The 22,263-nt window shown below is 58.1% G+C and carries 27 protein-coding genes; 24 read left to right on the forward strand and 3 right to left on the reverse strand.

Going from position 1 to position 22,263, the window contains the following annotated elements:
* Positions 1-5: 5 nt before the first annotated feature.
* The 15 genes from EAV92_RS05780 to EAV92_RS05850 all read left to right on the forward strand — a co-directional run bounded on the left by EAV92_RS05780 (position 6) and on the right by EAV92_RS05850 (position 11,993).
* Positions 6-533: a sigma-70 family RNA polymerase sigma factor gene (locus EAV92_RS05780; protein WP_123040183.1), complete on the forward strand. Its 528-nt coding sequence runs from the start codon at positions 6-8 to the stop codon at positions 531-533.
* A complete protein-coding gene (locus EAV92_RS05785) occupies positions 533-1,015 on the forward strand; it encodes an anti-sigma factor family protein (RefSeq protein WP_123040184.1) in 483 nt (160 codons plus the stop codon). The genes EAV92_RS05780 and EAV92_RS05785 overlap by 1 nt, the downstream gene beginning before the upstream one ends.
* Positions 1,016-1,030: 15 nt before the next feature.
* Positions 1,031-1,855: a hypothetical protein gene (locus tag EAV92_RS05790; protein ID WP_123040185.1), complete on the forward strand. Its 825-nt coding sequence runs from the start codon at positions 1,031-1,033 to the stop codon at positions 1,853-1,855.
* Between the two features lie 4 nt (positions 1,856-1,859).
* Positions 1,860-2,375: a GNAT family N-acetyltransferase gene (locus EAV92_RS05795; RefSeq protein ID WP_338134398.1), complete on the forward strand. Its 516-nt coding sequence runs from the start codon at positions 1,860-1,862 to the stop codon at positions 2,373-2,375.
* Positions 2,357-3,301 (forward strand): LLM class flavin-dependent oxidoreductase, encoded by a 945-nt coding sequence (locus EAV92_RS05800; RefSeq protein ID WP_123040186.1) that lies wholly within the window; start codon positions 2,357-2,359, stop codon positions 3,299-3,301. The genes EAV92_RS05795 and EAV92_RS05800 overlap by 19 nt, the downstream gene beginning before the upstream one ends.
* Before the next feature lie 14 nt (positions 3,302-3,315).
* Positions 3,316-3,792: a DinB family protein gene (locus tag EAV92_RS05805; RefSeq protein ID WP_123040187.1), complete on the forward strand. Its 477-nt coding sequence runs from the start codon at positions 3,316-3,318 to the stop codon at positions 3,790-3,792.
* A gap of 140 nt (positions 3,793-3,932) precedes the next feature.
* Complete coding sequence (gene aspA, locus EAV92_RS05810; RefSeq protein ID WP_123040188.1) at positions 3,933-5,366, forward strand: aspartate ammonia-lyase; 1,434 nt, start codon at positions 3,933-3,935, stop codon at positions 5,364-5,366.
* Between the two features lie 92 nt (positions 5,367-5,458).
* On the forward strand, positions 5,459-5,815 hold the full coding sequence (locus EAV92_RS05815; protein ID WP_241158448.1) for a four-helix bundle copper-binding protein: 357 nt from the start codon (positions 5,459-5,461) through the stop codon (positions 5,813-5,815).
* Positions 5,816-5,945: 130 nt separating this feature from the next.
* A complete protein-coding gene (locus EAV92_RS05820; protein WP_123040189.1) occupies positions 5,946-7,262 on the forward strand; it encodes a deoxyguanosinetriphosphate triphosphohydrolase family protein in 1,317 nt (438 codons plus the stop codon).
* 36 nt (positions 7,263-7,298) lie between these two features.
* Entirely contained in the window at positions 7,299-8,063 is a 765-nt protein-coding gene (locus EAV92_RS05825; protein ID WP_420888804.1) for an SDR family NAD(P)-dependent oxidoreductase, read from the forward strand.
* A 131-nt stretch (positions 8,064-8,194) separates the two neighbouring features.
* Positions 8,195-8,866, forward strand: a complete 672-nt coding sequence (locus EAV92_RS05830; RefSeq protein ID WP_123040190.1) for a DUF421 domain-containing protein — start codon at positions 8,195-8,197, stop codon at positions 8,864-8,866.
* Between the two features lie 57 nt (positions 8,867-8,923).
* Positions 8,924-9,421 carry a TraR/DksA C4-type zinc finger protein gene (locus tag EAV92_RS05835; protein ID WP_123040191.1) on the forward strand — a complete coding sequence of 166 codons (498 nt, stop codon included), beginning with the start codon at positions 8,924-8,926 and terminating at the stop codon, positions 9,419-9,421.
* Between the two features lie 2 nt (positions 9,422-9,423).
* Positions 9,424-10,311 (forward strand): non-homologous end joining protein Ku, encoded by an 888-nt coding sequence (gene ku, locus EAV92_RS05840; RefSeq protein ID WP_123040192.1) that lies wholly within the window; start codon positions 9,424-9,426, stop codon positions 10,309-10,311.
* The gene (locus EAV92_RS05845; protein WP_241158449.1) at positions 10,308-11,210 is read left to right on the forward strand and encodes an ATP-dependent DNA ligase; all 903 of its coding nucleotides are present in this window, start codon (positions 10,308-10,310) and stop codon (positions 11,208-11,210) included. Before ku ends, EAV92_RS05845 begins: the two co-directional genes overlap by 4 nt.
* Positions 11,211-11,369: 159 nt before the next feature.
* Complete coding sequence (locus tag EAV92_RS05850) at positions 11,370-11,993, forward strand: TVP38/TMEM64 family protein (protein ID WP_123040193.1); 624 nt, start codon at positions 11,370-11,372, stop codon at positions 11,991-11,993.
* Between the two features lie 7 nt (positions 11,994-12,000).
* On the opposite strand, the gene EAV92_RS05855 is transcribed toward EAV92_RS05850, so the two are convergent.
* Positions 12,001-12,921 carry a DNA-3-methyladenine glycosylase family protein gene (locus EAV92_RS05855; protein ID WP_241158450.1) on the reverse strand — a complete coding sequence of 307 codons (921 nt, stop codon included), beginning with the start codon at positions 12,919-12,921 and terminating at the stop codon, positions 12,001-12,003.
* A 162-nt stretch (positions 12,922-13,083) separates the two neighbouring features.
* Here EAV92_RS05855 and EAV92_RS05860 point away from each other — a divergent pair, with 162 nt between their 5' ends.
* The 8 genes from EAV92_RS05860 (at position 13,084) to EAV92_RS05895 (ending at position 19,533) form a co-directional block, all read left to right on the forward strand.
* Positions 13,084-14,052, forward strand: a complete 969-nt coding sequence (locus EAV92_RS05860; RefSeq protein ID WP_123040194.1) for an aldo/keto reductase — start codon at positions 13,084-13,086, stop codon at positions 14,050-14,052.
* A 196-nt stretch (positions 14,053-14,248) separates the two neighbouring features.
* The gene (locus EAV92_RS05865; protein WP_241158451.1) at positions 14,249-15,760 is read left to right on the forward strand and encodes an FAD-dependent oxidoreductase; all 1,512 of its coding nucleotides are present in this window, start codon (positions 14,249-14,251) and stop codon (positions 15,758-15,760) included.
* Positions 15,761-15,778: 18 nt separating this feature from the next.
* On the forward strand, positions 15,779-16,288 hold the full coding sequence (locus tag EAV92_RS05870) for a metallophosphoesterase family protein (RefSeq protein ID WP_123040195.1): 510 nt from the start codon (positions 15,779-15,781) through the stop codon (positions 16,286-16,288).
* A gap of 118 nt (positions 16,289-16,406) precedes the next feature.
* Positions 16,407-16,622, forward strand: a complete 216-nt coding sequence (locus tag EAV92_RS05875) for a hypothetical protein (RefSeq protein WP_123040196.1) — start codon at positions 16,407-16,409, stop codon at positions 16,620-16,622.
* A 27-nt stretch (positions 16,623-16,649) separates the two neighbouring features.
* On the forward strand, positions 16,650-17,318 hold the full coding sequence (locus EAV92_RS05880) for a hypothetical protein (protein ID WP_123040197.1): 669 nt from the start codon (positions 16,650-16,652) through the stop codon (positions 17,316-17,318).
* On the forward strand, positions 17,315-18,508 hold the full coding sequence (locus tag EAV92_RS05885; protein ID WP_123040198.1) for a glutathionylspermidine synthase family protein: 1,194 nt from the start codon (positions 17,315-17,317) through the stop codon (positions 18,506-18,508). Before EAV92_RS05880 ends, EAV92_RS05885 begins: the two co-directional genes overlap by 4 nt.
* A complete protein-coding gene (locus tag EAV92_RS05890) occupies positions 18,509-19,144 on the forward strand; it encodes a hypothetical protein (protein ID WP_123040199.1) in 636 nt (211 codons plus the stop codon).
* Entirely contained in the window at positions 19,141-19,533 is a 393-nt protein-coding gene (locus tag EAV92_RS05895; protein WP_123040200.1) for a DUF350 domain-containing protein, read from the forward strand. Before EAV92_RS05890 ends, EAV92_RS05895 begins: the two co-directional genes overlap by 4 nt.
* A 93-nt stretch (positions 19,534-19,626) precedes the next feature.
* On the opposite strand, the gene EAV92_RS05900 is transcribed toward EAV92_RS05895, so the two are convergent.
* Together EAV92_RS05900 and EAV92_RS05905 are read right to left on the reverse strand one after the other, a co-directional pair.
* Positions 19,627-20,133 carry a DUF4178 domain-containing protein gene (locus EAV92_RS05900; RefSeq protein ID WP_123040201.1) on the reverse strand — a complete coding sequence of 169 codons (507 nt, stop codon included), beginning with the start codon at positions 20,131-20,133 and terminating at the stop codon, positions 19,627-19,629.
* A 6-nt stretch (positions 20,134-20,139) separates the two neighbouring features.
* Entirely contained in the window at positions 20,140-20,811 is a 672-nt protein-coding gene (locus EAV92_RS05905; protein WP_123040202.1) for a PspA/IM30 family protein, read from the reverse strand.
* Between the two features lie 335 nt (positions 20,812-21,146).
* Here EAV92_RS05905 and EAV92_RS05910 point away from each other — a divergent pair, with 335 nt between their 5' ends.
* Positions 21,147-22,259, forward strand: coding sequence for a Gfo/Idh/MocA family protein (locus EAV92_RS05910; protein ID WP_123040203.1), 1,113 nt, complete (start codon positions 21,147-21,149; stop codon positions 22,257-22,259).
* Positions 22,260-22,263 lie beyond the last annotated feature (4 nt).

Raw genomic sequence — 22,263 nt, forward strand, 5'->3', positions numbered from 1 at the left:
TTGGGGTGGACGAGGAACTACGCCGTTTCGTTCACGCTGCGAGAACAGGCAGCAAAGAAGCGTTCGCCGAGCTGGTCCGGCGATTCAAGGGGAACGTTTACCGGCATGCTTACGGCATGCTGGGCAGCCGCTCGGAAGCGGAAGATGCGGCTCAGGAGGCTTTCATCAAAGCCTATTATTCGATTTCCCGTTTGGACGCGGACTTTGCCTTCTCCTCGTGGATGATGCGAATCGTAACGAATATTTGCTTGGATCGTTTGAAAAAACGGACCGACGAGTGGCCGGTGGCAGAGGAAAGCAGGCTTTCGGCCGCGGCGGCGCGGGATGAGATGTCGGATACGCGAATGGCGATTCAAGAGGCGATGCGGCAATTGAGTCCGGAACATCGCCAAGTCCTGTTGCTGCACGACATGCAAGGGTACCGCTACGAGGAAATCTCCGAGCTGCTCGACATCCCGCTCGGAACGGTGAAATCCCGCTTGAATGCCGCACGGCTCGCGCTCAGAAAAGAATGGAAAAAAGGTGAAGCTTAATGGTGCATCCGATCGATGAGTTGTCGGCGTACCTTGATGATGAATTGAATACGGAAAATCGGCTGCTCGTCGAACGTCATTTAGCGTTATGCCCTTCCTGTGCCTCGATGCTGGAGGAACTTGCCGAGACGAAAACGGCCATGGCGGGATGGTCTGGCGCGATCGAACTTCCTCCTGATTTGGAGATTAACGTGCTGCGCGCGGTCGAACGAGAATCCGGTTACCGGTCCTGGATCGGTTCGTGGTCATTCATCGCGGTTGCGGGAATTCTCAGCATGGCGGCGTTCTGGTTCTTCTTCGGCGGAATTGCTTTGAAAGTATTTTCGGTCGCCTACAAAATGTTGGCGGCGTTTGCCTATTTGTTCTCCAACATGGTCACCGTGGCTCCGTCCGTCTATGGCGTGGTGTTAACGGCCATTTTGCTGCTGCTCGCGATATCCGCCGTCTCTTTACGCCGCATGCTGCGATCCAGTTTACAGTAAAGAAGGGGAAGCCGAATGAGAAAGCTTTGCGCGTTCGCACTTCTATGTTTGGTTTGTTTCTCGTTTCTCCCCGGCGGAGCAGCAGCCAAAGGCATTTTCGAGCATCAGAGCACTTTCGTGCCCGAAAACCAAACGGTCAACGACGTCGTGGTGATCGGCGGGGATGTGGCGATCGCGGGGGCAGTAGACAGCTCCGTTATCGTGATGAACGGAGACTTGAAACTTGAATCGACCGCGCGAGTAGGCGGCTTCGTGCTCGTGATCGGCGGTCGCGTAGAGCAGGATGCCGGGGCCCAGCTGTCGGATGACGTGATCAACATTTCGTTCGACCGGGCCACCGTGAACAGCCTGGTCGTGGGCGGCGGCGTCGTGATCGGCATCGCGGCCGTTCAACTGGCGGGTTCGCTGCTCATGTTCCTCCTGCCCGTCCTGTTCGTGTTGTTCGGCAAAGGAAAAACGGACGCTTTCGTAAACCGATTCCGGCACGCCCCTCGGGGAAAACTGGTCACTGCGGGTTTATTCGCGTTATTGTTCATGCTCGCCGTCAGCGGGATTCTCATTTTAACGATTGTGGGTATTCCGTTCATTTTGATCTTCGCCGTCTTGATCGCGGTGACCCTGGCTTTCGGTTTAACCGTGCTCAGCAGGATCCTGGGGGAACGGTTCCAGATCGCGCCGGGCAGCGCGGATTGGATGAAAACGGCCGCCGGCGCTTTCGTGCTGGCCGCTTCGGTCAACATCCCATTCGTCGGCTTTTTCCTGCTGCTGGGCATGATCGCTTATTCGCTGGGACTCTCCTTGTTTTGGGTGGCGGACAAACTGAAAAAGGGCAAGGTGTGACGCGATGGAGACAGACATCTCTTGGACTTATCGACCGATGCAATTGGAAGACGTGCCGAATCTCCTCGATTGGTACAATGATCCCGATTTGCATGTGACCGCGAACGCGAAGCCGTTCCAGTCTTATACGCTCAAGGAATTGACGGACTACTGGAAGGACAAGCTGGGCCGGCCGAAGTATCGGTATTACGCCATACTGTCAGGGAATAAGCTGATCGGCAGGGTTGGGCTGAAGCCGATTCGCGGAACGGCGTCCGTCGAATATTCCGTGATGATCGGCGAATCCGTGCTGCATTCGCGGGGACTGGGCACGGAGATTACGCGGAAGATGATCGAGGAAACGTTCGAAGATCCTCTTATCGAATCCGTCTATTTGACGGTGAGAGAGGACAACAAACGGGCGATCCGCTGCTACGAGAAGTGCGGCTTTCGCTACTTGGGCTCTTTCGTCGAAAACGGCGTGACGATGCTCGAAATGAGCGTGACCAGAATGGACGTGCCATGGGCGAAGGCGAATTGAAGCTCGGGGTGCTGGACCTCGTTCCCGTCTACGGCGGGCGGGACGACGCAATCGCGCTCGAGCAGGCGGCCTTGCTGGCCCGGAGGGCGGAAGAGCTCGGCTATTCGAGATACTGGGTTGCCGAGCACCATGATATGCCGCAGCTGGCTTGCCCGTCGCCGGAAGTGCTGCTCGCCCATATCGGCGCGCGGACGGAGCGGATTCGCATCGGTTCCGGCGCGGTGCTGCTTCCGCACTACAGCCCTTTGAAGGTGGCGGAATCGTTTCGGATGCTGGCGACGATGTATCCAGACCGCGTCGATCTCGGTCTCGGCCGAGCGCCGGGCGGCAATGCCCATGTCAGCATGGCGCTGAGCGGGAACTTCCTGGAGCAAGTGTCGCGGGTGCCCGAGAAGGTGGACGCGGTCGTCAGGCTGCTGCAGGATAGCTACACGTATGAAGGCGAGCCGGTCGGCGCCAGGCCGAGACCCACGGTGCCGCCGGAGGTATGGATGCTCGGCACGAACAGGAGAAGCGCGGAGTATGCCGCCCGCTTCGGGCTTGGATACGCGTTCGGCCGGTTCATGAGCGAAACGGGCGGGGAGGAAACGCTGCGCGCGTACCGCGAGTCGTTCGTTCCTTCGGCGTTGTGCCCGAACCCGAGAACGATCGTCGCCGTCGGCGTGATTTGCGCGGATACGGATGAGGAAGCGGCGAAGCTGGCGTCATCTGCGGGCGCGCTTTTCCGGCAGCAAGCCGAGGGGGAGAGCGAACGGGTGCCGTCAGACCGGCTGCTCGTCGGCACGGCAGAGTCGGTTAAAGCCCGCCTGCTGGCGATGTCGGAAGCATATGAGACGGATGAGTTTATGCTCGTGACGATGATCCCGGATTACGGCGAGCGGTTACGTTCGTACGAGAGGATCGCCGGCGCGTTTCCATTACGTTAAGGGAGATGTGGGAGATGGAGCATTTTTTGTTCAAGCAGTTGGAGTCCGTGCGCAAGCAGACGCTAAAGGCGGCGGAGGGGGTAACCGAAGATATGGCAGATCGGATTCCCGAAGGCTTCCGGAATTCGATCCGCTGGAATTTGGGGCACATCTATTCGGTTCTGGAGCGGTTCGCCTTTCAGTACATCGGGCTTCCGCTTCATATGCCCGAAGGCTTCAAAGAGCGGTTCGAATCCGGTACGTCTCCGCTGACTTCCACGGCGGAAGGCCCCGCTCCGACGCTGTCCGAACTGGAGGCGTTGCTGCGGGATCAGCATCGGCGAATCCGCGAGGCACTGGAGCATCGGATGCAGGAGGAAATCACGCCTCCGTACACGACGTCCGCAGGCTTCACATTGTCGACAACCGAACAGTTCTTGACCTTCAATCTGTATCATGAAGGCATGCACGTGAGCGTGATCAAGCTGTACAAGAAACTGTTGAACGCATAACGATTCGAATTCCGCGGAGCTCCTAGGCTCCGCTTTTTCTTAATCAGTTGACGATTACCACCTCAGGACGGGTTTTGTTTGCGCGGTTTTGATACAATAAGGGAAGATATTGGAACCGACCATGCAAAGGGGATGTTCTCTTGGCGGCAGGCAGGATCGAGAAAGATTTTCTGGGCGAAAAAGAAGTCCCGCTTGAAGCGTATTACGGCATTCAGACGATGCGTGCGGTCGACAACTTTCCGATCACGGGCGTACCGATTCACCCGGAGCTGCTATGGGCGCTCGCGCACGTGAAGAAAGCGGCGGCACGGGCGAACGAGAAGCTGAAGCTGCTTCCCGAACCCATCGCGGAAGCGATCATCAAGGCCGCTGATGAGGTGGCCGAAGGTAAATTCGCTGACCAATTCCTGTCGGATTCGATACAGGGCGGCGCCGGTACCTCGATTAACATGAACATGAACGAAGTGTTGGCGAACAGGGCATTGGAACATCTCGGGCATGCCAAGGGCGACTATTTCCATTGCAGCCCGAACAATCACGTGAACATGGCCCAATCGACGAACGACGCCATCCCGACAGCCTTGCGAATTGCCGCCTACCGGCTGACGCAGAAGCTGCTGGAAGCGTTGAACGCGCTCGCCGAAGGATTCGCCCGCAAGGAGCAGGAATTCGACGACGTCATCAAAATGGGCAGAACGCACCTCCAGGATGCCGTGCCGATCCGGATGGGACAAGAGTTCGGGGCGTACCGGCGGGTGCTGGAACGGGATATCGGGCGCATCACGCGGGCTGCGAACAATCTGCTTACGGTGAACATGGGGGCGACCGCGGTCGGCACGGGACTGAACGCCAAGGTCGAGTACATCGGGCTCGTCGTGGATTATATGGCGGATGACTTGGGCATCCCGCTCAGCCGGGCGGAGGATCTCGTCGATGCCACGCAGAACACCGACGCTTATACGGAGCTATCCGCATCGCTCAAGGTATGCGTCGTGAACCTTTCGAAAATCTGCAACGACATCCGGATGATGGCCTCGGGTCCCCGCGCGGGACTGGCGGAGCTGCAGCTCCCGCCGAGACAGCCCGGGTCCTCGATCATGCCGGGCAAAGTGAATCCGGTCATGGCGGAGGTCGTCAACCAGGTCGCGTTCCAGGTGATGGGCAACGACCATACGATCTGCATGGCGTGCGAGGCGGGACAATTCGAGCTGAACGTGATGGGGCCGGTCATCGCCTTCAATCTGCTTCAGTCGCTCAAAATCCTTCGTAACGCCGCCGACGTCTTTCTGCGCTACGCGCTGGAAGGGATGGACGCCAACCGCGAGCTGTGCCGCGCATACGTCGACCGCAGCTTCGGCATCGTGACCGCATTGAATCCTCATTTGGGTTACGAAGTCGCCGCGCGTCTCGTGAAGGAGGCGTCCGCGACCGGCGTGCCGATCCGCGACCTCATCCTGGAACGGAACCTGCTGACCAAGGAAGAAATCGACGTCATCCTGGATCCGGTCCAAATGACGACGCCGGGTATCGCGGGCGAGTGGCTGCTCACCGAACAAGGCGGAGCGGGGAGCTGAAATTCCGCACGTCGCATCAAGACAATCCGTTTCACCTGAAGCCCAGCGGTTAATTAGAACCTGGGAACATCAAGGAAACGGAGGTCGACCCCATGCACACGACTACGATGATGGACGATGCCGCTCTTCAAAACTGCATCCGCGAATGCATGCAATGCGTGCAGGCTTGCAACCGATGCTATTATAGCTGTTTGAACGAAGAAGATCCGGGCATGATGAAGGATTGCATCCGGCTCGACCGGGAGTGCGCATCCATCTGCTTCTATGCGGCGGACGCGCTCTCGAGAGGAACGCCGTTCTCCGCATCGATTGCCGAATTGTGCGCGCAAATCTGCGACGCCTGCGGAGAAGAATGCGCTCGCCACGAACACGAGCATTGCAAACGCTGTGCGGAAGTCTGCCGCAGCTGCGCCGAGGCTTGCCGCAGGATAGCGGCTCCCGCAGCTTAACGCACAACTGGGAAGCTACATGATAGATATCCTGACAAATCCGGTCCGATAGGGCCGGATTTTCGTTTCTTCCTGCGGCTCGGTCGTGTAGAATAATGAGAATGACATTCCAGGCAAGGATGGGGTCACCATGAACGTACGCAAAATGCGTTTGGACGAATCCTCGGCAACGCACGCCAGCGAAGACCGGGACGAATACGAGAAAGATTACGCCAGGTTGGTCCAATCGCCCTCGTTCCGCCGCCTGCAGGGCAAATCCCAGGTGTTCGGAGCGGGCTCCGGCGATTATTACCGCACGCGGCTGACGCACTCTCTCGAGGTCTCTCAGATCGCCCGCGAGGTGGCGCGCAAGCTCGCCAAGAATCACCCTTTTCTCGCGAAGAGGGAACATCCCGGCCTGATGATCGATCCGGAGGTCGTGGAATGCGCCGCGCTGGCCCACGATTTGGGCCACCCTCCGTTCGGGCATAAGGGCGAGGAGGTCCTCAACCGCTTGCTGATGAACGAGCACGGCTTGAAGTTCGAAGGCAATGCCCAGAACTTCAGGCTGTTGATGTTCCTGGAGAAGCGGGCCGGCAGCGACAGCGGCCTGGATCTGACCGCATCCGTATTGCTCGCCGTGAACAAATATCCTTATTGCATCGATGATCCAGGACGCATGAAAGGCGTTTACCGGTCGGAGTGGGAGAGCATCTTGCATCTCCGCCAGCTGTGGGGCATGCCGGACGGCTGCGCGACGCTCGAAGCGCAATTGATGGACCTGTGCGACGACATCGCCTATTCGACGCACGATTTGGAGGACGGCATGCGGGCCGGCAAAATCCACATGAACCGGACCTTCTTCGAGGACGACCGCGTGATCCGCAGCCTCATGCAGGAAATCGTGAACGATTCGACGAACCAGGATATGGCGTGGGACCAAGTCGACATGTACGCGATGGTGAAACGTGTGCTGATTCAATACCTGGAGCAGTGGGAGCGGCTGTACGCCGAGAACGGCGGAGAGCCATCGCGCGCCCGGCGCGAAATCAAAGCGCAGTGGGTCGGCAAATTCGCCAGCCAGGTCGGCATCATCGACGATCCGGCGACCGGCTGGAAACGGGTGACGTTCATCCGGGACGGCCGGGAAGACGTGGAGCTGCTTCGGACGATGGAGATTTTGAAGAAGCTAGCTTGGGTGACGCTCATTCAGGATTTTCGGGTCCAGCGGCTGCACAAGCGGAGCGAAGTCATGATCGGCCGGTTGTGGGAGAGTTTTAAGAGTTTCGAAACCGGGAGGCTCATCGTTCCGCCCGATTGGTTGGAGCAATACGAGCGGCACAAGGACCGCTGGCCGTGGGAGAGGCTCGTCGCGGATTATCTGTCCGGCATGACGGACGCCTACGCGGAGAAAGTGTACGCCGAGTTTTTCGCCAGCCGTTCCGGATCGATTTACGAGCGGGACTGAGCCGGCTTCGGAAAAAGGAGAGGGGACGGGGAAAAGATGCTGGCCATCGATTTATCGGGGAAAACGGCTCTCGTGACGGGAGCGACGGGACAGTTGGGACGCGTCATGATCCGCACGCTCGCGAACGCGGGGGCGGACGTAGTCATCCATTTCCAGAGCAACGAAGCGAAAGCCGCCGAGCTGCTGGAGGAAATCAAGGGAATGGGACGGCGCGGCGTTGCCGTGCAGGCGGACGTGACGGACCGGTCGTCGCTGGAGGCCATGAAGCGCAAGGTCAACGAACAGCTGGGCCGCGTCGACATCGTCGTCGCGAACGCGGTCGTCCAATACCAGTGGACGTCCATTTTGGAACAGCCCGCGGAAGACTACGAAAGCCAATTCGAGTCCTGTGTCATGCAGAACGTGTATTTGGCGCAGCTATTTGTACCGGATATGATCGGCAACAAACACGGCCGGATGATCGGCATCAACACGGAGTGTTCAATGCAGAACTTCAAAACGCAATCGGCTTACGTGGCCGGCAAGCGCGGCATGGACGGCGTCTACCGCGTGCTCGCCAAGGAAGTGGGAGAGCATGGGATTACCGTGAATCAGGTCGCGCCGGGATGGACGATCAGCGAGAGGGATCGGGAGAACCAGACGGAGCATAGCGAAGAGTACGAGCGTACCGTTCCGCTCGCCCGCCGCGGCACGGATCAGGAAATCGCCAACGTCGTCGCGTTCCTCGCTTCGGATCTCGCCTCCTTCATCACGGGCGCGTACGTGCCGGTGAACGGCGGCAACGTCATGCCCGCGATTTAACCGCGTCGAACCGGATACGAACTTAGCCGTTACCCTGAGGGGGAGCGGCTTTTCGTCGTTTCCAACTTCACCCGCCCGATTGGCGGCTTCCTCTCTCGTTTATTTACTTGGTAACGAAGGAGGGGGTGCTGATGATTTATGTCCAGATCGCTTCCAAGCTGGTTATCGCCTTCATTGCTCTATGGACCATGACCAAGATTCTCGGGAAAAAGGAGATTTCACAGCTGACCGCGTTCGATTTCGTCTCTTCGCTGATGCTGAGCGAATTGGTCGGCAACACGGTTTACGATAAGGAAGCGAGCATTCCGCAGCTGCTCTTCGCCTTGGCGCTGTGGACGCTGCTGTCGTTCGGGCTCGAGAAGCTGGCGATCACGTTCCCCTGGCTTTCCAAACGGGTGAGCGGAAGCCCCGTGCTGCTCATCCGTGACGGATTGGTGGACGAGAAGGCGCTCAAGAAGAGCAATCTCGACTTCGACCAGCTCCATATGCTGCTGAGGGAAGCAGAAGTATTTTCCGTGACGGAGGTCGCCTATGGAATCTTCGAAACGAACGGCAGCCTCAGCGTGCTCCGTAAGTCGGACAAGAAGGTTTCGCTGCCGGCCATCGTGATTGCGAAAGGGCAAATCGACGGGGACGCGCTCCGTTTCCTGGGCAAGGACGAGGCCTGGCTGTACGGCAAACTCCGGGAACAAGGCCTCTCCGGCACCGAGCAAGTCGCCTACGCGGAGTGGTCCGACGATAAGGGCTTGCATGTACAGAGGGCGGATGATCCGAATGCTTCATTCTCCGTCCCGGTCGGGTAAGGAACACATACGGAATCCGGAGCCGGAAACCGCAATACGATCCGAGGAGGCATTCCCATGAACCGATTAAACGACGAACAGCTGCAAACCCTGAAAAACCGCCTGACCGAGGAAAGAGACGAATTGCAGCACCATTTTGAAATAAATGGAACGACGGGGGACATGCTAAGCGCAGATTCGGGCGGCGAACTGTCCGCTTACGACAACCATCCGGCCGACATGGGGACGGAAACGTTCGAGCGGGAACGTGACCATGCGATCGACGAAAACCTGGAACAGAGGCTCACTTCGGTGGAAGCCGCGTTGCAGCGTATAGACGAGGGAACGTACGGCCAATGCGAGCTGTGCCGCGAACCCATCCCCTATGAGCGCCTCGAAGCGGTGCCTTGGACCTCGACGTGTGTCGAGCATGCCGGATTGACGGAAGGCGCGGCACGGCCGACGGACCGTTACGAAATGACGGCGCCGATCATGCCGGACGAAGCGGGAACTTGGGATACGCTGGACCGCTACGGAAGCTCCGACAATGAAGTGCCCGGGCAGAGGGAGGATTAACGATGCAAACGGTGTGGAAAGGCGCGGTGAGCTTCGGCCTCGTCAACGTCCCGGTGAAAATGTTCACCGCCACCAAAGACAACGACATCCCGATGAAAATGCTCCATCGCAAATACAACGAGCCGATCCGCTATACGCGCACTTGCCCAAAATGCGAGAAGGACGTGGAGTGGAGCGACATCGTCAAAGGCTACGAGTATGAGCCCGGCCATTTCGTCACTTTCGACAAGGAAGAGCTCGAAGCGATTTCCTCGGAAAATTCTCGGGAAATCCGGATCCTCGACTTCGTCGACCTGGAAGAGATCGATCCGATCTACTACCAGAAAACCTACTACCTTGGGCCGGGCGACACGGGTTCGCGCGCGTACCAGCTGCTGATCAAGGCACTCGAAACGACGAACAAAATCGGCATTGCCAACGTAACGATCCGGTCTAAAAGCAGCCTCGCGGCGATCCGCGTCGTGGACGGCGTACTCTCGATGGTGACGATGTTTTACGCCGAGGAAGTGCGCCCCGTCTCGCAAATCCCGAATCTTCCGGAAAACGAGAGCGTGGACGATCGGGAGTTGGAGATGGCCAAAATGCTGATCGACCAACTAACCTCTTCTTTTGAGCCGAACAAGTACGAAGACGAGTACAAGGCCCGGCTGAAGGAAGCGATCGATCGCAAGGTGGAGGGAAAAGACGTCAAGCTGGCGCCGGAGGAGAAGCCGACCAACGTCATCGACCTGATGGAAGCCCTCAAGGCGAGTCTGAGCCAGGCCCAAGGAGGAGCGCAGGCTCCCGCCAAGAAGGGCAAGAAAGCCGCCGCTTCCGCTGCCAAGAAGGGCTCGGATGAAGAAGAGAAGAAACCGAAGCCGGCCAAACGGCCGAAGAAAACGGGCGCATGACGATGCGCCCGTTTAAACCGATGTCCCCCCTTCAAACGGATCGCCTTCCCCAAGGGGCCGAGTGGGGATTCCAGCTCAAATGGGACGGGTACCGCCTGATCGCGAACGTAGAAGAAGGGGGCGTCAGGCTGTTCACCAAGAACATGCTGCCTGCCGAAGGCAAGTTCCCCGAAATCGCGAAGGCCTTGTCGAGCCTGCCGGGCAAGCTGCTGCTCGACGGGGAGGCCGTCGTGCTCGATCCCGCTACCGGCCGGCCGAGCTTCCAACTCGTGCAGCAGCGGAACAAAGCGGCGGGTGCAAGCGGTATTCGGCGAGCGGCGGACAAGCTCCCAGTCCAGTACATCGTGTTCGACGTTCTGCGGATCGGTGAGGAAGACCTGCGATCCCTGCCCTTCGAAGAGCGGGACCGAAGGCTCCGCGAGCTGGCGGCAGACTGGCAAGCTCCTCTGTTCACGACTGACCTGTTTCCGGACGGCACCGCGCTTTGGCAGTGGGTGCAGGCAAACGGCTGGGAGGGCATCGTGTGCAAAAGGCTGTCCTCGGCGTACCGGGAAGGGAAAGAACACCGCGATTGGTACAAGCGAAAAAGCATGCCGGAATTCGACGTGGAGATCGTCGGCCTCGTCTGGCGGGAAGGCCGCGTAGCCAGCATGATCATGAAGGAGAATGGGGACTATTTCGGCCGCGTGTCCTCGGGCCTGAACGGCGCCCTGAAAGATAAGTTGCGGCAGCTCGACGCGTCGGACGCCATGGAAGGGCATCTCCCAAGGAAACCGCCGACTGCCCGGGGAGAGCGGATCCGCTGGCTTGGAGTGCCGATCGGCGCCCGCGTGACGGGCTCCGAAGTGACGGACGAAGGCGTGCTGCGCCACCCCAAGTTAATATCCCTTGATCTATAAACGAGGTATCCGATCGGCCCGCTTTAAAGGGCCGATTTTTTGTGCGATTAAGGTTCCCAGCAGGATTTTTCTTACGAAAAGCAAGAAGATTTCAGGATATTTTAAGCCGCTTGGTGTATTGTTTAAGAATAAGCACAGTTTTACGAGGAGCAAGGATTCATGGGAGATTGGTTTAACGACTGGATCGGCAGGGCGGTGGAGCTGACCGGGCTAACCGGCGCGATGCTGCTCTTCGTGACGATCCCGCTTGCCCTCTTGCAGGGCTTTCTGGGCATATTTCCTTTCTCTACGCTCATTTTCATCCATATTTCCGCGCTCGGCGTGGTCGACGGCCTGATCGCCAGTTGGATTTCCGGCGTCGTGTCCGCGATCGTGGTTTACTTGGTGTGCAAATTTCTGTTCGCGGAACGCGTTCAGCGCAAATGGGGTCACCGGCTGGAGCGTTACGAGAAGTGGCAGACGTCGTTCGACCGGTACGGCATTTGGGCGATTATCCTGCTGAGGACCCTTCCGATCATGCCGAACAACTTGATTTCGTTCATGTCGGCGGTTTCACCGATCCGGTTCTCCTCCTACTTATGGTCGTCGGTCATCGGGAATTTGTCCCACATCTGGCTGTTCGGGATCATCAGCTCGTCCATCCTGTTCCCGAACATGCATATCGGTCTGTTGATCGGCACCTACGCGGCGTTCTGCGTCAGCTTGCTTGCCGTCTTCGCCGCGTTCCGTTTCCGGGACGCCCGAATGGGGAGGCAGGATAAGCGCAATCCGAGGGCGTTATAAAACGCAGTCAGTACAAGGTTCTCCACAAGTAGAAAGTCGCGTAAGCTTCCCAACCGGTCCAGCGGGACGCCATTTCCCGGATTTCCGGAAGCGTCGGCTTTCGGTCCGCGCCTTGCAGCTTCTTGATCGCCAAATGCAGCCCGACGTCTTGAATGGGAAACGCCTCAGGAAACCGCAGGCATCTCATCGCTACATAATGGGCAGTCCAAGGACCGATGCCGCGCACCGAAGTGAGAAGGCGCTCGGCATCGGACGCGCTGCCGGCGGCCGACAGCTTTTCCTTGGTCAAGGTGCCGCTTGCGACGAGTTGGGCCGTATGGATCAAATATTCCGCTTTCTTCGCGGTCATCTTGAGCGGGATCAGATCGGCAGGGTTCAAGGCCGCGATTGTTTCAGCTGCAGGGAAAATCCAATGGCGGACGCCTTCGCCGTCCACGGCCGAGCCGCCGAAGGATTCGACCAAGCGCCGCTTCAGCGTGTACGCGAACGGGAGATTAATCTGCTGGCCGAGGATGGCCCAGCCGATCGCCTCATAAAGGTCCGGTACGCCGACGAGGCGCAGGCCGCGAAACGATTCGGCAGGTCCGCAAAGCAACGGATCCCGGTCGGCGATTTTGAAGAACGGAGCCAAGTCCGTGCGCAGATCCAGCCAATCCGTGACGTATTCGAGGATGGGAACGCTCACCCGGTCGAGGTCGGCCGGTTCAACGCCCGATATCCGAATGCTTAAAGACCCGTCCGGATCGGTTCCGACCGCCACAACGGGCTTATGCGGACCGACCGGAACACAGCGGATGATGGTACCATTTTCGATCCGGTATAGACATTCATTGGCGGACCGGGCCATATAGCCTAAGGTATGTTCGAAACTGAAAATCGGCGGCGGCGTCAACCGCATCGTGCCGGGCTCGTCTATTCGATGTTGCATGGGAGACTCCTTTACGGGGTAAGTATAGGGAATGGAAGCCAGGTTAACCCTATTCAGTTGTAGCATAACCGGAAGCCTCGGCGCTGTCGAAATCTTGCTCTCCCATTGCATGGCTGCGCCGGGGAAGCCAATCAGGGGATTCATGAAACGGAGGAAATCGTAATGCATTACCGCACGCTAGGCAAAACCGGATTGAAAGTATCCGAAATCGGATACGGAGCTTGGGGCATCGGCAAAAGCATGTGGCTCGGGGCCAAGGACGACGAGTCGCTCGCCGCGCTCAACCGCGCGATCGATCTCGGCTTGAACTTCATCGATACCGCGCTTGGTTACGGCGAAGGACACAGCGAGAAGCTCGTCGGCGAAATCATCCGCTCCCGTTCCGAGCAAGTGTACGTCGCGTCGAAAATTCCGCCGAAAAACATGCAGTGGCCCGCGCCTGCCGGCATCAGCGCGAACGACGCTTTCCCGGCCGACCACGTCATCGCCTGCACCGAACAAAGCCTTCGCAATCTCGGGCTCGAAGCGATCGACGTCCAGCAGTTCCACGTATGGTCCGATGAGTGGGTGGGGCAGGGAGACTGGCTGGAAGCCGTACGGAAGCTCAAGGAGCAGGGGAAAATCCGCCATTTCGGCGTTTCCATCAACGACCATCAGCCGGCGAACGCGGTCAAGCTGATCGAAACCGGAGTCGTGGATTCGGTTCAGGTCATTTACAACATTTTCGATCAGAGCCCCGAAGACGTCCTGCTGCCCGCGTGCCAGAAGCATAACGTAGGCGTGATCGTCCGCGTGGCGCTGGATGAAGGCGGCCTGACCGGGCGCATCACGCCTGACAGCACGTTCCCGGAAGGGGACTTCCGCAACAACTATTTTAAAGACGACCGGAAACAGCAAGTGCATGAGCACGTTCAGAGGATCACCGAAGATCTGGGGATCGGCACGGAACAGATGGCGGAAACCGCCCTTCGCTACGTGCTGAGCCATCCGGCGGTGTCCACGGTTATCCCCGGCATGCGCACGGTCACGAACGTAGAGCGCAACATGAAAGTGGGCGACGGCCAAGGACTGCCGAAGGAGCAGGTCGAGAAGCTGAAAGCCCATCGCTGGGTTCGCGATTTTTATCGGTGACCTCTCCAAGCATATTAAGCTGTCCGTCAGGGCCATAACGGTTCCGGCGGGCAGCTTTTTCCGTTTATTCGGCAGGTCCGGCCGAATCGGTCATTTACGGAACCTGCGCGTTCGATTACACTAATGGAAAGCTTCGCGATCACCGCCGCAAGGAGCCGATCCGGGCGGCGCCAGAGAGGACCAGACAGACCGATCCATGAAAAAACCGATTACTTCCGCACTCGCGTTGGTCGTTTCGCTGACCGTTTTGATTCCGCTCCAGTGGGGGATGTCCCGGAATGCCGAGGCGGCTTCCGATCCGACCCACCCCGACATCGCCATCATCGGCTCCGAAATCGAAGGGATGTATCTGGCGCGCGCTGCCGCGGACGAAGGGCTTTCCGTCGTCGTCCTCGATCCCCGTCCCAAACCGGGCGGCCAGCTGCTCGAAGGAGAGATGCTGTTCCTCGACGAACCGCTCGGCGATAACGGCCAAGTGCTGCTCCAAGGGCGGATGAAAGAGTTATTCGACGCCTTTAAAAACGGCAAAATCCGCAAAATATCCGAGTTCCGCGCGTATTACGATAAATTGGTGAAAGGAATTCCGATGGAATCCGGCATCACGCTGACCGGCGTCGACGTCCGGCAGGATCCCGACGCGACCGGACGGTTCGTCGATTCGGTCGCCTATCGCACCAAAAACGGCGAGGAGAAAACCGTGTATCCCCGGTACGTCGTGGAAAACACGGATTACGCCGCGTTGACCTCGCAGCTCGGGCTTCGCCGCATTCCCGGCATGGAGACCGTGTTCGGTTCCCCGGACGGTTCTCCCGATTATATGGCCGCATCCCTCATGCTGAAGTTCAAAAACGTCGATTGGGCCGTTTTCCAGAAGGAAGTCATGAAGCTCAGCAAGGCGCAGCGAGAAGCCAAATACGGCTCGGAGACGTTCGTCAACACCACTTTCACGTGGGGTTTCGGCAAAGTGGGAGCCGGTTACGACTCGGGCAGCGACGAATGGTTTCTCCGCGGTTTGAATACCGTGAACCAGAGGGACGGCGAAGTGCTGATCAACGCGCTTCTCGTGTATGGCGTGAATCCGTCGGACGAAGCGAGCGTCCGCAGAGCCGTCGAAGAAGGCAAAACGCAGACGCAGCGAATCGTGTCCTATTTGCGTAAAACGCTGCCCGGCTGGTCCAAAGCGGAAGTCAACGGGTATCCGGATTACTTGTACATCCGAGACTTTGACCGGTACGAAACCGAATACGTTCTGCAGGGGACGGATCTGATGAGCGGCCGGATGTACTGGGATAACGTCAGCATCGGCGGGTACGAGATCGACCTGCAGGGGACGCAGAACAGCAAGTGGGGCTCGCGCAAAGGCAACCCGGACAAATACGGCATGCCGCTGCGTTCCTTTGAAGCCAAAGGGTACAAGAACGTCATCGTGGCCGGCAAGAACGTCGGCGCATCGGCCGTCGCCTACGGCAGTGCGCGCATCCAGGCGCAAACCGCGCTAGCCGCGGAATCGATCGGCATCATTTTGGGGCAGATCAAAGGGAAGTACGAGCTGGCCGACATGACGCCGGATCGGATGAAAGTATTGCAGGACTATATCGCGAAAAAGTACCGTATTACGCTGACCGGCGTGAAAGCAAACGACAAGACCAAGGGATTGACCGCCGCCCAGCGGGAGCTGTTCAACCAAGGAAAACTCGTCATTCCCTGAAGATTAGGAGGGGGCGTCATGCTGAAGGTCGTGGCGGTGTCCGACACGCACATGCCCCGCATGGCCAAGAAATTGCCCGAGCGGCTCGTTCTTGAGCTCGCGGACGCCGACCGGATCCTCCACGCGGGGGATTGGACGAGCGAAGAAGTATACGAACAGCTCGCGCGGTTTGCGCCCGTCGACGGCGTGGCCGGGAATAACGACGGGGAATTGCTGGTCAAGAAGTTCGGCTTGCGGAAAACGGTTCGGATCGGAGACGCTCGGATCGGGCTCGTGCATGGGCATAGTTCGAACTCGAAAGTGACGGCAGAACGCTTCGCCGCGTCCGCGTTCGGGGCGGACGAAGCGGACGTCGTCGTTTTCGGACATTCTCACATTCCCCTCATGCGGAGCGAAGGCGGCATTCTGCTGTTCAACCCGGGATCGCCGACCGACAAGCGGAGGCAGAAGCAATTCTCGTTCGGCATTTTGGTGATCGATGGCGGGAATGTGGAGGCCAGGCACGTGTTTTACAACAGCAAGGAATAGCAGCCCGATGATGACGGCCGTCAGGGAAGAAGGGCTCCCTGGCGGTTTTTACTCTGAAACGTTCCCGTGGAGAATACGTATTTCCTTACATATTTGAAGACGGAAGGATGCACGAACAATGGGTAACGAGATGGTCGTCGTGTTGTACGAGAAGCTGGCCGGCGGGGAGCTGGGCCAGATTGACGAGAGAACGTGGACCTTAAACATGGTCGCCGCGCTGGAACACGTCAATTACGTGACGGTCGGGGGCCAAGAATACGAGACAGTGGAAGGCCGGCTCAACTTGGATACCGGCAAATTGGAGATTTTGGTCGTTCCGATGAGGAATGCGTAAGCCGAACGGGCAGGGGGGAACCGCGTTTTGAATAAGGATGATAAGCAAGCGGAACAACTGAGCGCCAGACTGTTCACGAAGGACGGCAAGCCGCTGCGGATCCTGTCGACATCGCTCGGCATCGCGTTGCTGGCGAACGTCACGTTGATGCCGGCGGGCGCCTCCTCCGCAGCGACGTCGTCGCCGGACGCAAGCAACGGGCCGAAGCTGGTCGAATGGTCCAGCGAAGCGGTCAAGCAATATTACGACGCCGCGGTAGACTGGAACTTGCCCCTGCAGGACGACGGCAAAGGGGAAGAGCAGCAAGGCACGGACCAAGGTGCGGTTAGCGGCGGCAGAGGCGGTTCCGGCGGAACGACGATCGTCCATACGTCCTCCGGATTCGGATGGGACGACCTTATTTTGTACCATTTGCTGTTCAATAGAGGGACCGCGTATTCGTCCACGACGTGGACGAATTCCCACCCGACCTATTACGGGGGAACGACGACGCGGTACAAACCGAAGACTCATACGAGCGGAGACTTTCAGAACAAGTCGGTGCCGGGGTCCTCGGTGAGGCCGAAGACGTCCGATACGACGGGCTCGATTACCCGCCGTTCCACCTCTTCGAGCAAGGGCGGCATCGGCGGCAATTCCAGCACGCGCAGCTCCAGCTCGAGCAGCTCGCATTCGTTCGGCGGTTTCGGAGGATGAGCGGCGTTTTCGAAGTGGTCGGCAGCCCCTCTCCCGATCGGGAAGCGAGAGTACGCCAACTGATGGAGATGGGATTCGCTTGGGCCGACTTGGAGGGCGAGAGCTACTGGATCGATCAGGCGGTCGCGATGCGCCGGGACATCTACGAAGAGCTGGAGAAGGCGTCTCGCCTGCTGTGGCGCGTGTTCGACAAAACCGCTCGCTATGTGGTCGGGAAGAGGGATCTGTATCAATTGATCGGAATTCCTTCTGTCCTTTGGGATTCTCTCGACTTGCTGCCCGTTCCGCCCGAAGGACAGATCAGCCGGTATGCGAGATTCGATTTCGCGATTTCAAACGAAGGCGACATTAAAATGCTCGAGCTTAACGCGGATACGCCGACCGGTTACGTAGAAGCGTCGATTGCGACGCCTTGGATGTGCGGGCAGGCCGGATTGGATTCGCCGAACACGCGCATGGCCGGCTTGGTGGAAGCCGCATGGGCGGCAGATCGGCCGGATACGGCCGCGTGTGTCCATTACGGTTCGCATTTGGAAGATTCCGGCACGATTGAGGCGCTCGTCAGGCACAGCGGACTGGACGTGAAGTGCGTCGATTGCCTCGATTTGTGGGTGGATGAAGGCGTCTTGAAGGACGGAGAAGATCGAACCGTCCGTCGGTTGTTCGCGCTGTACCCCAAAGAGTGGATGGCCATCGACGACGGGGGAGAAGCGCTCGCTTACGCGATCGAGTCCGGCGAATTGGAGCTGTTCAACCCGCCGCACAGCATTTTGCTTCAATCCAAGGGTCTGCAGGCGGCCGCTTGGGGCTTGTACGAACTGGGCCTTCTTTTCGATGCGGAAGAGAGGGACGCCATCGGGCAATTCATGCTTCCGACCTACAACAAGCCGGTGTTCGAAGGGAGCTTCGTGTCCAAGTCCATGTTCGGAAGGGAAGGCGGCTCCGTCAAGCTGTTCGATCCCCGCGGAGAGCTGGAGTTCGAAGACGTAGACGGCTTCGACACGAGCACGCTGTTCCCGGTGGTCTACCAGAAAAGAGCCGAGCTGGCGCAAATCTCCACGGCCTTCGGAGAGTTCCACCTGTTGACCGGCATGTTCGTCATCAACGGGACGCCTTGCGGCATGCTGGGGCGCGCCGGCGGGCCCATCACGGGCAATGCCAGCCATTTTATCGCATTGGGAGTGAAATGAATGAAGCGGAAAATCGCGGGGTTCCTGCTGCCCCTTGCTTTGATCGGGATGCTGTTGTCCGCTTGCTCGGATTCGGATTCGGTTTTCTACACCGGTGACACGAGTTCGAATGGCGGTTCGGCCGACGTGGATGTTTCCAAAGTGCCGTGGGACTACCGGATCGTGCAAGGCAAGGTCGGCGACCTGATCGGAAGCGACATGACCATCCTGCCGGATAACGAGCTGCTCCCGAACGACGGGAATTACGCGACGGGGGACGATGTCTGGACGCTGCAATACATGGACGCGGAGCTGACGACGAATTCCCAGCAGAAGAGCGATATCCACCTGTCGTCCTGGAATACGATCAAATCCTATAAGGACGAGAAAAGCGCCAAAGAGGATCTCGCGAACCTGAAAGTATCGCTGAAATCCGAGGTCGATTTGGTCGGGGTGTACAAAACGGAATACCAGGGGAAAACCCGCAATTTCGCCGTCTTGTCCCTGCCTTCCGGCAACCAGATCAAGCAGCCGATCAACGACGAACGGTATAACGAAATGAAGAACGAGAAAAAGGTCGAGGTGCTTCTGGAAGAAGTGCACGATTTCGCGAATTACGACTTGGCGTATGCCAAATTCCGGGGGTGGGCGAATTGACCGTTGCTTTGAATCTGCTCGTCAGCGTAGCCGTCATCGTGGCGCTGCAGCTGATCGGCATGCTCGTGTTCAGCTGGATGACGCCGTTTAACGACCTGAACGAGCTGCGTAACGGCAATACGGCCGTCGGCCTTGCGTTCGGCGGCAAATTTTTGGCTACCGCCATCATTCTGGGCGTCTCTGCTTATACGAACACTTCCATTTGGTACATGATGCTGTGGTTCGCGGTCGGGTATCTCATCTTAATCGCCGTGTACTGGATTTTCGAGCTGGTGACGCCGGGGCTGAAAATTTCCGAGCATCTGCAAAAAGGGAACATGGCGGTGGGCGTTCTGCTGTGCTTCGTGTTCATCGGTACCAGCTTCGCCATCAGCAGCTTGATCATTTAATCGCAACTACGTGCAATAACAAGAGGCTTTCCCGCCGGGGATACACCCGGAAGGAAAGCCTCTGTTCGTATTGGCGCTGTGCGGTTCAGCGGTTCAGTTCCCGCGAATGACCTCCACGTCGGCGGGGAGAATGGATTCCCCTTCGTACAGCATGAAGCGTCCGTCCAGCCATTCGATGCGCAGGAGCTTGCGGTCGTCCGATTGGTATTGCCAGACGGATTGATCGCCGCCGCTCGCGAACGGCGTTTTGCCGGTCGTGACGATAAAGCCGTTATACTGCTCTTCCATGTGGTAGACGACGTCGTCCAACTCCATCGTCATCGGTACGTTCTCGATCGAGTCGAGCCTGCCGTCAATCGGCTTGTAGAGAGAGTAGACGGTTTGCTCGCGTTCTTCGATCAGCAGGTAGCGGATTTCGGCTCCGTCCTGCAGCGTGAGCATCACGCTTCGGCGGCGGGGATTCTGCGTGCGTCCGATGATTTGGTAGGTGACAAGGGACACTTCGCAGAAATCTCCCGGCCCGAGCGTCAAAATGCTGCGCGGAGCCGCCGGCGGCTCCGTTTTGCTCATCATGTTGCGGATTCTCTTGAATAAGCTCATGGGCGGTTATTTGTTCTCGTACTGCTTCAGAAGAGCCGCCAGCTCGTCTTCGACTTTCTTGTCTTTACCGAGGTTCGCGAATTCTTCGTCGAGCGACTTGCCTTTGGAGGAAGAAAGCTCGTTGCCGGCTTCGGCTTGCGCTTCCATCTGCAGCATTTTCTCTTCCATGCGTTTCAGTCCCGCGGCGGCGCTGTCGGAGCCGAATCCGGACATCGCCTTGTTGATCTCGACCTGCGTTTTGGCGGCGTTGTAGCGGGCCACCAGCGTCTCGCGCTTGTTTTTCATTTCGGTCAGCTGCTTGCGCATGTCGTCGAGTTTGGCTCTCAGATTGTCGGCGAGCTGCTTGTTTTGGTTGTAGGAAGTTTCGTATTCCGTCTTCTTCTGCTCGGCGGCATGCTTCTCTTCCAGCGCGCGGCGGGCGAGATCGACGTTCTGGGCTTGCGCGGCCATATGGGCTTGCTCGGTGCGTTTCTGCACGAGTGCCGCTTGTTCTTCGAACAGCTGCTTGAATTTTTTCTCCAGCGCGATCTGCGAGGCGACGGCTTTCTCCGCGTCTTGAAGATCTTCCGTCATGTCGCGGATGTATTGATCCGTCAATTTGATCGGATCCTCCGCTTTCTCGATCAGCGCGTAAACGTTCGATAAAGTAAGATCACGCAGGCGTTTGAACAAAGACATCGATTTTCGTCCTCCTAAAATAAGGTTCACACTTCAGCAATACGCGCGAGCTCCGGCGAAGTTTCATTTGGGATGAGTTCGTAAGGTAATCGTATTATAGAAGGTTATAGACGCCAAGAGGGAAAGGTGAAAAAGTTCGTGGCAAACTTCCGCGCAGTTCGATTTAGTTGTGCAAAATCAAACTGCGTGAGCGTGAGCGGGACCGGTACACGTACTAAGTGCAAAGCTCGTCGAGATCAAATTTGTCCAGTTTTGTTTTGGAATTCTCCATTGTGGAAGCGCTATCCATACGCAATAATGGGAGCATGCGTCCATCTTATCGAGAGGTGAGTTCCATGCGCAAAGTCAAAATCGGCGTCATCGGTACCGGTCAAATCAGTGCCATCTATCTGAAAAACTGCACCCAAACGTTTAACGACATCGTGGAAGTCGCAGCGGTTGCGGATCTCGTGCCGGAGCTGGCGCGCAAGCGGGCGGATGAATTCGGCGTCCCGAAAGCCTGCACAGTAGAGGAGCTGCTGGCCGACCCGGACATCGAAATCGTGCTGAACTTAACGGCACCGGCAGCCCACGCGGCGGTTAATTTGAAAGCACTGCAAGCCGGAAAACACGTCTACACGGAGAAGCCGTTCGCCTTAACGCGGGAAGACGCGGATGAGGTGCTTTCCCTGGCGGAAGCGAAGGGACTGCTCGTCGGCTGCGCGCCGGATACCTTTCTGGGCGGCGGACTTCAGACGTGCCGGAAAATCATTGACGACGGATGGATCGGCACCCCCTACGCGGCGAACGGCGTCATCATCATGGGCAACGCATCGTCCGGCATGCACCCAAACTTCCAGAACTTCCTGAAGCTTGGCGGCGATCCGATTCTCGATATGGGACCGTACTACCTGACGGCTCTCGTTTTCCTGCTCGGTCCGGTTGCCCGGGTGACCGGCTCCGCCCGGCAGCTCGCGAAGGAAATCAAAATCATCAACCCCAAGTCCCACCGATTCGGCGACACGGTGCCGGTTGAAGCGCCGACCAACGTCACGGCGACGTTCGATTTTCGTTCCGGCGTGGTGGGCGGCTTCCAGGCGGCCAAAGAAAGCTTCGGTTATTTCCCTCGGCTGGAGATTTTCGGAACCGAAGGCAATCTGACCGTACCCGACCCGAACTTTTTCGGGGGCCAGCCGACGATCAGATTCCCGAACGGGGAAACGAAAGAAATCCCGCTCGCGCACGGCTTCACGGAAGACAGCCGGGGCATCGGCATTGCCGACATGGCTTATGCGATTCGCTTGGGAAGGACTCACCGTGCAAGCGGAAAGCTGGCCCGGCACGTACTCGACGTATCCCTCGGCATTTTCGAAGCGTCGGAGCAGGAGCGCCATATCCATTTGCAGACCGATCTGGAACGTCCGGCTCCGCTGCCGCTAGGCTTGAAATACAACCGGCTGGATGTTTGATCGA

The organism is Cohnella candidum (assembly GCF_003713065.1).
Classification (GTDB): Bacteria; Bacillota; Bacilli; order Paenibacillales; family Paenibacillaceae; genus Cohnella; species Cohnella candidum.

Excerpts from the sequence above, each read along its gene's own strand:
- EAV92_RS05885 (WP_123040198.1), top strand. The coding sequence starts at position 17,315 with ATGAGCGGCGTTTTCGAAGTGGTCGGCAGCCCCTCTCCCGATCGGGAA.
- EAV92_RS05850 (WP_123040193.1), top strand. The coding sequence starts at position 11,370 with ATGGGAGATTGGTTTAACGACTGGATCGGCAGGGCGGTGGAGCTGACC.
- EAV92_RS05795 (WP_338134398.1), top strand. The coding sequence starts at position 1,860 with ATGGAGACAGACATCTCTTGGACTTATCGACCGATGCAATTGGAAGAC.
- EAV92_RS05785 (WP_123040184.1), top strand. The coding sequence starts at position 533 with ATGGTGCATCCGATCGATGAGTTGTCGGCGTACCTTGATGATGAATTG.
- EAV92_RS05825 (WP_420888804.1), top strand. The coding sequence starts at position 7,299 with ATGCTGGCCATCGATTTATCGGGGAAAACGGCTCTCGTGACGGGAGCG.
- EAV92_RS05800 (WP_123040186.1), top strand. The coding sequence starts at position 2,357 with ATGGGCGAAGGCGAATTGAAGCTCGGGGTGCTGGACCTCGTTCCCGTC.
- EAV92_RS05900 (WP_123040201.1), bottom strand. The coding sequence starts at position 20,133 with ATGAGCTTATTCAAGAGAATCCGCAACATGATGAGCAAAACGGAGCCG.
- EAV92_RS05865 (WP_241158451.1), top strand. The coding sequence starts at position 14,249 with ATGAAAAAACCGATTACTTCCGCACTCGCGTTGGTCGTTTCGCTGACC.
- EAV92_RS05855 (WP_241158450.1), bottom strand. The coding sequence starts at position 12,921 with ATGCAACATCGAATAGACGAGCCCGGCACGATGCGGTTGACGCCGCCG.
- EAV92_RS05790 (WP_123040185.1), top strand. The coding sequence starts at position 1,031 with ATGAGAAAGCTTTGCGCGTTCGCACTTCTATGTTTGGTTTGTTTCTCG.
- EAV92_RS05845 (WP_241158449.1), top strand. The coding sequence starts at position 10,308 with ATGACGATGCGCCCGTTTAAACCGATGTCCCCCCTTCAAACGGATCGC.
- EAV92_RS05890 (WP_123040199.1), top strand. The coding sequence starts at position 18,509 with ATGAAGCGGAAAATCGCGGGGTTCCTGCTGCCCCTTGCTTTGATCGGG.
- EAV92_RS05875 (WP_123040196.1), top strand. The coding sequence starts at position 16,407 with ATGGGTAACGAGATGGTCGTCGTGTTGTACGAGAAGCTGGCCGGCGGG.
- EAV92_RS05805 (WP_123040187.1), top strand. The coding sequence starts at position 3,316 with ATGGAGCATTTTTTGTTCAAGCAGTTGGAGTCCGTGCGCAAGCAGACG.
- EAV92_RS05815 (WP_241158448.1), top strand. The coding sequence starts at position 5,459 with ATGCACACGACTACGATGATGGACGATGCCGCTCTTCAAAACTGCATC.
- EAV92_RS05820 (WP_123040189.1), top strand. The coding sequence starts at position 5,946 with ATGAACGTACGCAAAATGCGTTTGGACGAATCCTCGGCAACGCACGCC.
- EAV92_RS05830 (WP_123040190.1), top strand. The coding sequence starts at position 8,195 with ATGATTTATGTCCAGATCGCTTCCAAGCTGGTTATCGCCTTCATTGCT.
- EAV92_RS05910 (WP_123040203.1), top strand. The coding sequence starts at position 21,147 with ATGCGCAAAGTCAAAATCGGCGTCATCGGTACCGGTCAAATCAGTGCC.
- EAV92_RS05905 (WP_123040202.1), bottom strand. The coding sequence starts at position 20,811 with ATGTCTTTGTTCAAACGCCTGCGTGATCTTACTTTATCGAACGTTTAC.
- EAV92_RS05835 (WP_123040191.1), top strand. The coding sequence starts at position 8,924 with ATGAACCGATTAAACGACGAACAGCTGCAAACCCTGAAAAACCGCCTG.
- EAV92_RS05860 (WP_123040194.1), top strand. The coding sequence starts at position 13,084 with ATGCATTACCGCACGCTAGGCAAAACCGGATTGAAAGTATCCGAAATC.
- EAV92_RS05870 (WP_123040195.1), top strand. The coding sequence starts at position 15,779 with ATGCTGAAGGTCGTGGCGGTGTCCGACACGCACATGCCCCGCATGGCC.
- ku (WP_123040192.1), top strand. The coding sequence starts at position 9,424 with ATGCAAACGGTGTGGAAAGGCGCGGTGAGCTTCGGCCTCGTCAACGTC.